This window comes from Mycolicibacterium gadium (assembly GCF_010728925.1).
GTDB lineage: Bacteria > Actinomycetota > Actinomycetes > Mycobacteriales > Mycobacteriaceae > Mycobacterium > Mycobacterium gadium.
In genome coordinates this window covers 3,851,567-3,864,474 of record NZ_AP022608.1, presented here as the reverse complement: position 1 = coordinate 3,864,474, position 12,908 = coordinate 3,851,567, and the positions used below count along the sequence as shown (strand labels likewise).

General features: G+C 66.9%; 10 protein-coding genes. 5 read left to right on the top strand and 5 right to left on the bottom strand.

Going from position 1 to position 12,908, the window contains the following annotated elements:
* Positions 1-53: 53 nt before the first annotated feature.
* Positions 54-1,835: an N-acyl-D-amino-acid deacylase family protein gene (locus tag G6N36_RS19065; protein ID WP_163688467.1), complete on the top strand. Its 1,782-nt coding sequence runs from the start codon at positions 54-56 to the stop codon at positions 1,833-1,835.
* A gap of 1 nt (position 1,836) precedes the next feature.
* Positions 1,837-2,433 (top strand): TetR/AcrR family transcriptional regulator, encoded by a 597-nt coding sequence (locus G6N36_RS19060; protein ID WP_163688466.1) that lies wholly within the window; start codon positions 1,837-1,839, stop codon positions 2,431-2,433.
* On the opposite strand, the gene G6N36_RS19055 is transcribed toward G6N36_RS19060, so the two are convergent.
* From G6N36_RS19055 to G6N36_RS19045, 3 genes are read right to left on the bottom strand one after another with little or no spacing between them, the layout of a single operon-like run.
* Positions 2,419-3,669: a polysaccharide biosynthesis protein gene (locus tag G6N36_RS19055; RefSeq protein ID WP_163688465.1), complete on the bottom strand. Its 1,251-nt coding sequence runs from the start codon at positions 3,667-3,669 to the stop codon at positions 2,419-2,421. The two genes, G6N36_RS19060 and G6N36_RS19055, sit on opposite strands and share 15 nt — an antisense overlap.
* Positions 3,666-5,003, bottom strand: a complete 1,338-nt coding sequence (locus G6N36_RS19050) for a M1 family metallopeptidase (protein ID WP_163688464.1) — start codon at positions 5,001-5,003, stop codon at positions 3,666-3,668. The genes G6N36_RS19055 and G6N36_RS19050 overlap by 4 nt, the downstream gene beginning before the upstream one ends.
* Positions 5,000-8,926, bottom strand: coding sequence for a Pls/PosA family non-ribosomal peptide synthetase (locus G6N36_RS19045; RefSeq protein ID WP_163688463.1), 3,927 nt, complete (start codon positions 8,924-8,926; stop codon positions 5,000-5,002). Before G6N36_RS19045 ends, G6N36_RS19050 begins: the two co-directional genes overlap by 4 nt.
* A 254-nt stretch (positions 8,927-9,180) precedes the next feature.
* Between G6N36_RS19045 and G6N36_RS19040 the strand changes: the two genes are divergently transcribed.
* Positions 9,181-10,233 (top strand): TerC family protein, encoded by a 1,053-nt coding sequence (locus G6N36_RS19040; protein WP_163690759.1) that lies wholly within the window; start codon positions 9,181-9,183, stop codon positions 10,231-10,233.
* Positions 10,234-10,264: 31 nt separating this feature from the next.
* Here G6N36_RS19040 and G6N36_RS19035 read toward each other — a convergent pair whose 3' ends face one another.
* A complete protein-coding gene (locus tag G6N36_RS19035; protein ID WP_163688462.1) occupies positions 10,265-11,416 on the bottom strand; it encodes a serine hydrolase domain-containing protein in 1,152 nt (383 codons plus the stop codon).
* Positions 11,417-11,527: 111 nt separating this feature from the next.
* On the opposite strand from G6N36_RS19035, the gene G6N36_RS19030 reads away from it, so the two are divergent.
* Both G6N36_RS19030 and G6N36_RS19025 read left to right on the top strand, forming a co-directional pair.
* Complete coding sequence (locus G6N36_RS19030) at positions 11,528-11,767, top strand: hypothetical protein (protein WP_163688461.1); 240 nt, start codon at positions 11,528-11,530, stop codon at positions 11,765-11,767.
* Entirely contained in the window at positions 11,761-12,300 is a 540-nt protein-coding gene (locus tag G6N36_RS19025) for a hypothetical protein (RefSeq protein ID WP_235690106.1), read from the top strand. Before G6N36_RS19030 ends, G6N36_RS19025 begins: the two co-directional genes overlap by 7 nt.
* 52 nt (positions 12,301-12,352) lie before the next feature.
* Here the strand turns inward: G6N36_RS19025 and G6N36_RS19020 are convergent, their stop codons facing one another.
* A complete protein-coding gene (locus G6N36_RS19020; protein WP_163688459.1) occupies positions 12,353-12,868 on the bottom strand; it encodes a 2-oxo-4-hydroxy-4-carboxy-5-ureidoimidazoline decarboxylase in 516 nt (171 codons plus the stop codon).
* Between the last annotated feature and the right edge of the window lie 40 nt (positions 12,869-12,908).

The window sequence follows — 12,908 nt, the reverse complement described above, 5'->3', positions numbered from 1 at the left end:
CTAGAGCCGAAAAAAGATTGTGAGTACTTACTTTCTGTTGTACGCTCGCCGGCATGACCTTCGACGTGATCGTTCGCAACGGCCTCTGGTTCGACGGGACCGGCGCGGCCCCGCAGGTGCGATCGCTGGGCATCCGCGACGGGATCGTCGCGAAGGTGTCCGCCGCACCCCTGGACGAGACGGGCTGCCCCGACGTCATCGACGCCGCGGGCAAGTGGATCGTCCCCGGCTTCATCGACGTGCACACGCACTACGACGCCGAGGTACTGCTCGATCCGGGCCTGCGCGAGTCGGTACGCCACGGCGTCACCACGGTGCTGCTCGGCAACTGCTCGCTGTCGACGGTCTACGCCGACACCGACGACGCCGCCGATCTGTTCAGCCGCGTCGAGGCGGTGCCCCGCCGCTTCGTCCACGGCGCGCTCGAAGCCAAGAAGACGTGGTCCGACCCGGCCTCCTACGTCCGTGCCATCGACGATCTGCCCCTCGGCCCGAACATCGCTTCGATGCTCGGACATTCGGACCTGCGCACCAGTGTGCTGGGCCTCGACCGCGCGACGACCGAGGGCGTGAAGCCGACTCCTGCCGAACTCGACCGCATGATGGTGAAGCTCGAAAAGGCGCTCGACGCAGGCCTTCTCGGACTGTCCGGGATGGACGCCCCCATCGACAAACTCGACGGCGACCGGTTCCGTTCGCGGGCGCTGCCCTCGACCTTCGCCACCTGGCACGAGCGCCGCAAACTGATCTCGGTCCTGCGCAAGCGCAACCGTATCCTTCAGAGCGCGCCCAACACCAAGAGCCCGGTCTCGGCGCTGATGTTCTTTTTGACGAGCAGCAAGGGGTTCGGCCGTCGGCCCGGCGTGCGGATGAGCCTGTTGGTTTCGGCGGACGCGAAGTCCGCCACCGGCGCAGTGCACGTATTCGGGCCCGGCGTCCGGCTGCTCAACAAGGTGCTCGACTCACTGGTGCGGTTCCAGCATCTGCCGGTGCCGTTCGAGTTGTACTCCGACGGCATCGACCTGCCGGTCTTCGAAGAGTTCGGTGCGGGCACCGCGGCGCTGCATCTGCGGGACCAGATCGAACGCAACGAGCTGCTGGCCGACACCGACTACCGCCGCCGGTTCCGCAAGTCGTTCGACCGCAAGAAGCTCGGACCGTCGTTGTGGCACCGCGACTTCCACGACGCCACGATCGTCGAGTGCCCCGATGAGACGCTGATCGGCAAGAGCTTCGGCCAGATCGCCGACGAGCGCGGGCTGCATCCGCTCGACGCCTTCCTCGACGTGCTCGTCGAGAACGGCGAGCGCAACGTGCGGTGGACGACGATCGTCGCGAATCACCGGCCCAGGTACCTCGACAAGCTCGCCGCCGAACCGGCCATCCACATGGGGTTCTCCGATGCCGGCGCCCATCTGCGCAACATGGCGTTCTACAACTTCTCGCTGCGGTTACTCAAGCGGGTCCGCGACGCCGAGCGGGCGGGTAGCCCCTTCCTGTCCACACAGCGGGCGGTGCACCGGCTCACCGCCGAGGTCGCCGAATGGTTCGGCCTCGACGCGGGCACCCTGCGCGAAGGTGAGCGTGCCGACTTCGTCGTCATCGATCCTGAGCACCTCGACGAATCGGTGAATGCGTACCACGAGGCCACGGTCCCGTTCTACGGCGGACTGAGCCGCATGGTGAACCGCAACGACGCCACGGTGGTTGCGACGGCGGTCAACGGGACCGTCGTGTTCCGTGACGGTGAGTTCTGTGAGGGCTACGGAACGACGGTCAAGTCCGGGCACTTCCTGCGGGCCGGTGCGGCCGAGCCCGCGAAAGCGCTTGTCTGATATGGCAAGGACGCAACAGCAGCGTCGTGAGGAAACCATCGCCCGACTGCTCGACGCCAGCATCGACACCATCGTCGAGGTGGGGTACGCGCGGGCTTCGGCGGCCGTGATCGCCAGGCGCGCCGGTGTTTCCGACGGCGCGCTGTTCCGGCACTTTCCCACCGTGGGCGACTTCATGGCGGCCACCGCGCAGGAGGTGATGCGGCGCCAACTCGGCCTCTTCTCGAAGCGCGTCGCCGAGATACCGTCGACCGAGCCGGCTCTCGAGGCCGCGCTGACGGTCCTGCGCGATGTCACAGGCAACGCCACCAACACCGTGATGTACGAGCTGCTCGTTGCCGCGCGTACTGACGAAAAGCTCAGGGAGACATTGCAAGGCGTGCTGACCGAGTATGCCGCGAACATCTACGAGGCCGCGCGGGCACTGCCCGGTGCCGATCAGTTTCCCGAGGATACTTTTGCTGCGCTGACGGCGATTCTGACCAACACTTTCGACGGTGCGGCGATCGTGCGTGCGGTGCTGCCGCAGCCCGAGCTCGAGGACAAGCGGATCGAGCTGCTCACGACACTGCTGACCGGTGCATCACGGCAGGACTGACGTGCGAGCACGCGCCAGCGCACTCAGGTGCACCGCGATGCCCACGAGCGGCCCACACATCAGCGCGACCACGGTGCGGGTCTCGATGTCCGACGGCAGCGTCAGCAACGCCGTCGATGTGACCGTCGCCGAGACCCATCCCAGTGAATACGCTCTGTGCAACGCCGCCGCCACCGTCGCGGCACCGGTCAGGGTGAGCAACGCGATCGTGATCGCCGCCGCGGTCAGCCACGCCAGCAGCGCGCCGTCGGCGCGGTACTCGGCGCCGAATGCGTTGCGCAGCAGCCATGGTCCGAAGAATCCGGCAGCCACCACACCGAGCAGGCCCAGCCCGATCACCGCGGCCACCGGTTTCATCAGCGCCTGCATGCGCTCGGTGCGCTGGTCGACGAAATGCGCGATCAGATTGCCCTGCATTGCGGTCAGGGGTACCAACAACGGTGCGCGGGTGAGCGTCACGGCCAGAATGACAACGCCACCCGTCGCACCCAGGTCACCTGACGTCGCCTTGAGCAGGACCGGAAAGCCCATCACCAGAACCGCACTCGCCCCCGCGGCAGCGATCGAATGTGACGCGCCGCGCAGGAACGTGACCGTGCCGCCTGGCGTCAACAGCCGGGCCGCATCGCGCGTGGCGGGGGAGACGATCAACATGATCAGCCAGGCGATCGCCCCGGCCACCGTGGCCCACAGATATCCGACCAGGCCCCAACCCACCAGAAACGTTGCGACGGCCACGATCACCCGCAGCACCGCGTCGGTCACCATCAACGACCCGTATGCCGTCCAGCGGTTCAGCCCCGCCAGCATGCCGAGCAGCGTGGCATGTAGACAGAAACCCGCGAGGCCGACGGCTAGCAGCGCGATCGACAGCATTCGCGCATCGGCGAACACATGCGCCGACCACAGCGGCGAACTGACCGCGATCAACGCGGCCGCCGCCACGCCGACCATCGCTGCCACCCTCATCGCGTGGGTCCGCGGTCCATCGGCGATATCGATGTAACCGGCCGAGCGCACCTCCCTCGTCGTCTCCTGCAACAGGCCGAACGCTGCGCCGGTCACCAGTCCGAAGGCTCCCCAGAAGACTCCGAACACCGCAAACCCGCTCGGCTCGAGGTCACGGGCGGCCAGATACAGCACCGTGTAGCCGCACAGCGCGGACAGCGCCGTCGCCACGCCGACCCGTGCGACGCTCGCGCGCGCGACGGGACCCGGTGTGCCCGCATCCGTCACGGGGAGAAGTCCAGGGAAGGCAGTTCCGTGGAGTAGAGCCACGCAGCCCACAGGGGCCGCAGGGAGTCGTTGGTGTAATTCGAGGCGAGCCCGGTGAAGTCGTCGGTGACGGCTGTGCCGTGCCGGTGGCGTTCCGTCCAATCACGAAGCAGTGCAAAGAAATTGTCGTCACCGATGCGCCGGCGCAGCACATGAAGCGTGATGGCGCCGCGCTTGTACACGCGATCGTCGAACATGTCGCGCGGGCCGGGGTCGGCCAGCAGCAGGTCCTGGGGCGAATCCGCCAACCGCTGGTAGTAGTGGTGTGCCCACTCGTCAGCGGTGCGGCCGCCCGAGTGTTCCGACCACAACCACTCCGCGTAGCAGGCGAAGCCCTCGTGCAGCCAGATGTGCCGCCACCGTTGGGCGGTGACCGAATTGCCGAACCACTGATGGGCCAGTTCATGTGCAATCAGCCGCTCGGAGCTGCCCCGGCCATCGCAGTGATTGGCACCGAAGATCGAGATACCTTGCGCCTCCAGCGGTATCTCGAGGTCATCATCGGTGATGACCACGGTGTATCCGGTCGCCAGCGGGTATGGGCCGAACAGCTTGACGAACAGTTTCATCATCTTCGGCTGGTCGGCGAAGTCCTGATCGAAGTTGCGCCGCAACCGGTCCGGCAGGAGGGCGTGCATCGGGACACCGTTCTTGGCCATTCGGTGTCTGCTGTACACGCCGATCTGCAGCGTCATGAGATACGTCGACGTCGGCTCCGCCTGCTCATAGGTCCAGGTCGTCATTCCGGCCCGCGCCCGCTTGGACACCAGCTCGCCGTTGGCCAGCGCGTAGTACGGACTCTCGGTGCTGATCCGGATCGAGAAGCTCGCCTTCGCGCTGGGGTGGTCGTCGCAGGGAAACCAGGAAGCCGCGCCGTTCGGTTGACCGGCCACCAGCACGCCTTCGGTGAGTTCCTCGAAACCCACCTCGCCCCAATGGGAGCGAATCGGCCGCGGAGAACCGCCGTACCGCACGACGATCGACATCGCCGCCCCGGCGGGCACGGCCTCCGCCAACCCGATGTGCAGCTTGTTCTGAGACGACCGGAACTGTGCGGGCCGCCGACCGTTCACGGTCACCTTCGTCACCGAAAGCGCATGGGACAGGTCGAGGGTGAAACTGCGCAAGGCGGCGAGCGTCGCGGCGGTGATGATGGCCGTGCCCGTCAACCGATTGATCGCCACCTTGTATTCCAGATCGAGTTCGTATCGCGATACCCGGTAACCGAAATTGCCGTTGGCCGGAATGTATGGATCGATGACGGGGAGGGTTCCCTTCTTCTTGCTCCGTGTCACGCTGCGGCGTCTTCTGGCTTCTTGGGCGCCGGGTCAGGGCTGCCACCGCCCTTCTTACGGAACAGGTTCCACGGTGCAATCGGATTGCCCAGCCAGCGGGTCGACGGCGGCACCTCGTCGCCGCGCATCACCAGCGAGGCCGGGCCGACCGTCGCGCCCGCGCCGATCCGCGCGGCCGGTAGCGCCACACAGTGCGGACCAAGCGTCGCACCCTCCTCCAGCACAACGGTGTCCATCCGCATGATGCGGTCGTGGAACAGGTGCGTCTGGACCACGCAGCCGCGGTTGACCGTCGAACCCCTGCCGAGGGTGACCAGATCGGCCTCGGGCAGCCAGTACGTCTCGCACCACACGCCGCGTCCGATCGACGCGCCGAGCGCCCGCAGCCACAGGTTCATCACGGGGGTCCCGGTGGCGGCGCGCGCGAACCAGGGCGCCGCCACGGTCTCGACGAAGGTGTCCGATACCTCGTTGCGCCACACGAATGCGGACCACAACGGATGCTCGATGGCCCGGATACGGCCTACCACAACCCATTTCGCGACCACGGCGATACCGCCCGCGATTGCACCCGCGGTCAGCATGACGACGCCGCCTGCCAGCGCCGCCCACGACCAACCGAAAGTGACCGCCAGCCACTGCAGCGTCAGCAGCACGGCGACGCCGATTGCGAACGTCACGATCAGCGGAACGATCCGGCACGTCTCCACCAGGGAGCGCAGGATCTTGAGTCGCACCGACGGGTGAAATGTGCGCAGCGTGTCCGCCGCTGTCGGCTTGCGCCGCAACCGTACCGGCGGACTGCCCAGCCACGACGATCCGGCCTTGGCCTTATGCGGTGCAGCGGACAGCACCGCGACCAACCCGTCGTCGGGCACCTTGCGGCCGGGCTGGGTGATTCCGGAGTTGCCGAGGAACGCCCGCTTGCCGATGGTCGCCTTCGCGACGTGTATCCAGCCGCCACCGAGTTCGTACGACGCGACCATGGTGTCGTCGGCCAGGAACGCACCGTCTTCGACCACGGTGAACTTCGGCGTCAGCAGCGCGGTCGAGATCTCGGTGCCACGCCCCACTTTCGCGCCGAGTATCCGCAGCCACCACGGCGTCAGCAGGCTGGCATACAAGGGGAAGAGGTAGTTGCGCGCCGCATCCATCAGCCGTTCGGTGGCCCATATCTGCCACCCGACGCGACTGCGCACCGGGTGATAACCCTCGCTGAGCCACAGGGAGAGCAGTCGCACCCCGACGATCGTCAGCAGCGCATAGGTCAGCACCGCGGCCAGGGTCGCGGCAGGAGTCCACATTGCGGCGGGGGCGATGGCGGCCGTCACAGTGTCGGTGCCGCGGACACCGTGGCCGATCACGGCGAGACCGACAGCGAGCGCCAGCAGCGGAACCGCGCCGAGCAGCACCGACGTCGCCCCGTAGACCGCCACCCACAGCGGTGCCCGGTGTGGCCGATGATCCGGCCACGGATGGCGGGCCTTCCCGGACTTCACCGCGGGTGAGCCCTTCCAATACTGACCGTTCTTGACTTTGCCGACGACACCTGAGCCCGGTGCGACATCGGCGTTCTTGCCGACGACCGCGCCCGGGTGCAGCGTCGTGCGGGCGCCGATCGTGGCGTCGTTGCCGATGCTGATCCGGCCGACGTGGAACTGGTCGCCATCGATCCAGTGACCCGTCAGGTCGACTTCGGGTTCTACCGAACTGCGGTGACCGAGCTTGAGCATGCCGGTCACCGGTGGAGCCGAGTGCAGGTCGACCCCCTTGCCGACCTTGTTTCCGAGCGCGCGCGCGTAGTACACCAGCCACGGCGCGCCCGCCAGGTTCTCCGCACCGCTCGCCTCCGCGAGACGCTCGGCGAACCACACCCGCAGATGCTCCGGCCCACCTCGACGGTAGGTGCCGGGTTCCAGCCCCGACAGCAGCATCCGGGCGAACAGCACGGCGATGCCCATCCGGCCCAGCGGTGTGACGAAAAGCAGGAAGCCCGCGAGGATCCACCACCAGCCGATGGGCGCCGTCCACGGCACCAGGTTCAACTCCGCGGCGATGTTGTTGGCCAATGCCAGCCAGACCACCCACTGCAGCGCCGTAAGCGTGGCCAGCGGGAGGGTCAGCGCAACCTGAACTGCTTGGGATAGCCACGGCGTCGGTTCGACCACACGGGTCTCTACCCGCGGTGGCGATTTCAACTCATCGAGGTACCCGGTCAGCGATCCGAGGCGCGGATGGTCGTAGAGGTCGCCCACGGTCACCTGCGGATAGCGCTGGCGTAGGGCGGTCACCAGCTGGGCGGCCGACAAAGATCCGCCGCCGAGCGCGAAGAAGTCCGCCTCGGGCCCCTCAATGGGGGCGGCCAGGACATCGCGCCACAGACCCGCCACCCAGCCCATCGTGCCGCCGAGGTCGGGTGCGTCCGCATCCTCGGGGTCACCGGGTGGCGGCCACGGCAGCGCATCGCGGTCGACCTTGCCGGAGGTCCGCGTCGGCAGTTCGTCGACGAGCACCAGCCGCGGTACCAGCGCGGCAGGCAACGCCCCGGCGAGCGTGGCCCGCGCGGCAGCGAGATCGAAGGTGGGCTCGGCGCTCGCGATGTAGCCGACCAGTAACGGGGTCCCGCTGGCGGTGCGGCGCACCGCGGCCGCGCCGCCGCTGACGCCGGGGAGGTGGACCAGCGCGGAGTCGACCTCGCCAAGCTCGATCCGCCGGCCGCCCACCTTGACCTGATCGTCGGCGCGCCCCTGGAAGTAGAGGCCGTCGTCTTCGAGGCGCACCAGGTCGCCGCTGCGGTACGCGCGGCTCCATCCAAGGGTGGGCATCGGCGCGTACTTCTCGGCGTCCTTCTCCGGGTCCAGGTACCGGGCCAGCCCGACGCCACCGATCACGAGTTCGCCGACCTCGCCGAGAGCCACCGGAATACCCGACTTGTCGACCACCGCCAGGTCCCAACCCGGGAGCGGCCGCCCGATGCTCACCGGAGCCCAACCGCGCAGCCGCGCGGCACATGCGACGACGGTCGCCTCGGTGGGTCCGTAGGTGTTCCACACCTCGCGCCCCTCGACGGCGAGCCGCTCGGCCAGCTCCGGCGGGCAGGCCTCGCCACCGAAGATCAACAGGCGCACCGCCTCGAGCGCCTCGGCGGGCCACAGCGCCGCCAGCGTCGGCACCGTGGAGACGACGGTGATGTCTCGCGACACCAGCCACGGGCCCAGGTCCATGCCGCTGCGCACCAGCGAACGCGGCGCAGGCACCAGGCATGCGCCGTGCCGCCAGGCCAACCACATCTCCTCACACGAAGCATCGAAGGCCACCGACAACCCGGCGAGCACCCGATCTTTCGGCCCGATTGGGCTGTCCTGCAGGAACATTCGTGCTTCCGCGTCGACGAACGCCGCCGCACTTCGGTGTGTGACGGCTACGCCCTTGGGGGTGCCGGTGGAGCCGGACGTGAAGATGATCCAGGCGTCGTCGCGGCCGAGCGGCGCCGCTGCGCGCCACCCCCGCGACGAACCCTGCGCGCGGATCAGCCCGGCCTCGGTGATGATCGCGACGACGTTGGCCTCGGTGAACACCAGGTCCGCCCGTTCGTCGGGATCGTCGGCGTCGACCGGAACGTAGGCGGCACCGCTGGCCAGCGTCGCGAGTATCGCCACATACAGCGCGTAGCTGCCCGACGGCATCCGGATACCGACGCGGTCGCCGCGCCCGATCCCGCGGGCGGCGAGCCACTCGACGCTGTCTTCGATGTCGGAGATCAGCTCGGCATACGTGAGCTGCACTTCGCCGTCGTCGATGGCGGGCGAATCGGGATGACGGCCGGCAGTCTCATAGAGAATGTCGATGAGCGTTCTGGGCTCGGGAGCATGCCGCGACAGCAAATACTGCCGAGGTACCTCGGGCCCAACATCCCCAGTCACGGCTATAAAACTACTAACCGGTGCGGCCGGCGCACGCGCGCCGCACGCGGTGGGTTTGATTCCCTCGATTTCGGTCAATGGCGGTTACCTGGCAGAATCACGTGCGGAGGGGAGTATTCCTTCGCCGCAGCGTCGTCATCACGTTGACCCGCATGGGACGACCGGTGCTGCGGACCGCGTACGACATGCGGTGGAAGAGACCTCCGGCGTTATTCGGGCTGCATCCGCTGTCCGCCGCGGCGACCGGAGGTTTTGTGAACGTTTCTCAACTCGAGTGGATCATCACGCTGGGCGTGACGGTCGCGATTCTGCTGTTCGACGTCATCATCATCGGGCGCCGGCCGCACGAACCGTCGAGGCGCGAAACCGCGACTTACCTCACCATCTACATCACGCTGGCGGTGGGCTTCGGTATCTGGGTGTGGTTCTTCCACGGCAGCCAGTTCGGCCTGGAGTTCTTCACGGGCTGGCTCACCGAGTACAGCCTGTCGGTGGACAACCTGTTCATCTTCTTGATCATCATGGCGAGCTTCAACGTGCCGAGGAAGTACCAGCAGCAGGCACTGCTGGTCGGCATCATTCTGGCGCTGATCTTCCGCGGCATCTTCATCGCGCTCGGCGCGGTGGCCATCAACCAGTTCTCGTGGATCTTCTACGCATTCGGCGCTTTCCTGGTCTACACCGCGATCACGCTCGTCCGCGACACCGACCACGACGACGACGCCGAGAACTTCGTGGTGCGCTTCGCACGTAAGCATCTGAGCCTGACCGACGAGTGGCACGGCCTGAAGATGTGGATCAAGGACAACGGCAAGCGACTGATGACGCCGATGTTCCTGGTGATCGTTGCTCTCGGCACCACCGACCTGCTCTTCGCGCTGGACTCGATCCCCGCGATCTACGGCCTGACGCGCGAGCCGTACCTGGTGTTCACGGCGAACGTGTTCGCGCTGATGGGTCTGCGTCAGCTGTACTTCCTACTCGGCGACCTGTTGAAGCGGCTGGTCTACCTGTCGCAGGGCCTGGCCATCATCCTCGCGTTCATCGGTGTGAAGCTGATCCTGCATGCGCTGCACGAGAACGAGCTGCCGTTCATCAACGGTGGTGAGCATGTGCCGGTGCCCGAGATCCCGACGTTGGCGAGCCTCGGCGTGATCGTCGTGACGCTGCTCATCACGACCGTCGCCAGCCTGTACAAGACGCGCGTGCACGACGTGAAGAACGGCAGCGACGGCGTGGCCGAGACCGGCGATACCGGAAAGGGCACCGCGCCGGAGGCAACCGAGAAATCGGTGGATTCGCACTGATCGCCAGGCCCGACCGGCCGGCGATTCGAGGTCAGGCCAACGCCTCGTAGAAGAGGCGCGCGTACCGGTTCGTTCGGTCGGTACCGACCGTGCCGGGACCCATCTTGTTCATCACATAAGCGAACGTGGCCCGATGTTCGGGGTTCATCACGATCGCCGAACCGCCCCACCCTCCCCACCAACAGATCTTGCCCTCGGGAACGGCGGGAACGCTGTCCGGAGTGGGCAGTCCGAAGCCGATACCGAACCGTAGTGGCGTGAAGAGCACCTGGTCGACGCCGTTGGATTGCTCCTCGAAGATCAAGTCGATGGTTGCCGGGCTGAGTAGCTGAACGCCGTTTGCCTTACCGCCCAACGAGATCGGCGACAACGCGCGGGCCAGTGCCCGGGCGTTGCCATGCCCGTTCGCGCCCCCGATGTCCGCCCGGCGCCACGCAGTGGTCTCGGCTATCGCTGCGAAGTCCGGGGCAGCCCGAAACGCCGCGAATGTCTTCAGCATCGGGTGGTCCGCGGGCAACGCGTCGTACGGCAGATCGAGAGGCGGCGGCGGAATCAGCTCGGCGATGCGCGGGTCGTCCTCGGCGCGGGCGCCGATCTGGACGTCCGCGTCGAGTGGACCGGCGATCTCCTCGCGAACGAAAGCCTTGAGAGTCTTGCCGCTGATTCGCCGGATCACCTCACCGATCAGATGCCCATAGTTGATCGCGTGGTAGCCCGAAGCCGTACCCGGTTCCCACCACGGCGCCTGCCCAGCGAGGAGGCTGGTCGACTTCTCCCAGTCGTAGACGTCGTCGACGTCGAAGGGCATATCCCATCCAGACACCCCCGACGTGTGGGCCAAGAGGTGACGTATCTCGATGTCCTGCTTGCCGTTCTGGGCGAACTCCGGCCAGTACTCGGCGACGGGAGCGTAGGGATCGAGCAGGCGCCGGTCGATGAGCATCAACGCCGCAAGTGCTGTGATTGTCTTCGTGCACGACCAGAAGTTGACGATGGTGTTCTCGGACCACGGCACGGTCTTGGCGCGGTCCGCATGGCCGCCCCAAATGTCGACGACGTACTCGCCGTCGATGTCAACGGCGATCGATGCGCCGAGTTCCTCACCCCGGGTGATTTCGTCGGCGAGCGCCTCGGCGACCTTGTCGAAGCGCGGATCACAGTAGCCCTGCAGTACTTCATGCATCGGAACATCATGCGGTGTCAGCCTCTGATTTGTTCCGGCAATTGCGAAGTGGCCATTGCGTCGGAGAGGTACCTTCGGCTTACCCGAGTGTCAACGTCGAGGGGAGCGGAGATGCACAGACTCACGATGGCGGTCGCCGTGGCCGCGCTCGCTTCAGCGCCGGTGCTGACGGCAACACCAGTAGCCGGAGCGGCATCGGTCAACACCACCACCACCCACACTCAGCCTTCGGTGCCCGCGGGCCCTCGCGTCCAGGCGCTGGACTGCTACGGCACCACCGGCAGCATGGGTTGCGGGCCCGGCTGGTTCTGGCGCGACGGATGGCGCGGATGGGCGTGCTACCCATGCTGAGGCGGAACGTGTGTGCGACGGTCGGGGGCGTTTTCGCTGCTGTGGCGGTGGCGGCCGCCATCGGCGGATTGGGTTCTGCCGCAGCGCAACCCAACGACTACAGCCAGCTGCCGGTCGATCCGAACCTCATCACGGATTCGCAGGCGTACAGTGCTGACCCCTTCGACATCGATCCGAACGGACAGCGCGGCGTCTCGGCCAGGTACGTCCACCGCGAAGGCGGCACCCGGCAGATCACGACCACCATCCTGATCTTCCCCAGCGCTCAGGAAGCGACGGGATCGCTCGCCGGGGCCGCAGCCGACGTCGCCAATCCGACGTCGGCGCCCGCGCAGGTGGGCACCGGCGGCACGATGGTCTCCGGCACGTCGATGGGCGGGCCAGATTCGGTGACGGTGCTGTCGTTCACCGAGGGCAACGTGGCCACCACCATCGAGTTCGACGGTCCGCCAAACGATCCTGCGCCGCCGGACTTCGTGACCGAGCTCGGGCAGAAGCAGGACACGGCGATCAAGGACTGGCAGGGGGTCTAGCACCCCCGCGTCAATTGGCCTGCCCGGCAACTCGTTTCGGCGCGCTCGAGCGTCACCAGTTGTCGTAGCCGCCCTCGGGGCCCAGCATGCGCTCGAGACGTGTGCGGTTGATGCGGGCGAGTTCGTTGCGCACGACCTTGCGTTCGGTCTCGATGTCGTTGTGCAGCCGGTCCGACATCGTCGACAGCACGTCCTGCGCGGTGTATCCGTTGACGAACATGATGAAGCCGAAGCCGAAGTGCGCCAGGTAGCGTTCCGAGGCCTCTCCGAGCTGGGCCATCACCTCGGGCTGATCGCACCAGATGGCGCACTGCTCGGCCGCTGACTTCTCGCTGCCCGGCCTGCGTCCGATGTCGGGGTAGGCCTGCAGGATCGTGTCGATCGACTCCTCGGAGAGCCCGAACAGCAGCGCGTCGGCCGACCGGAAGAGTTCGTCGTGGTTGGCAAATGGCCGACCACGGCACAAATCCGCTGCCAGCGGCACGCTGTAGCAGCACTCGTAGATGGCATGCACCGCGCGCCGCATCGGCATGGCGTTGAACGCCTCCAGGCCGATCCCCTGATGCATCAACACAGCGTCATCATCGGAGGCGCAGGGTACGCCCGGG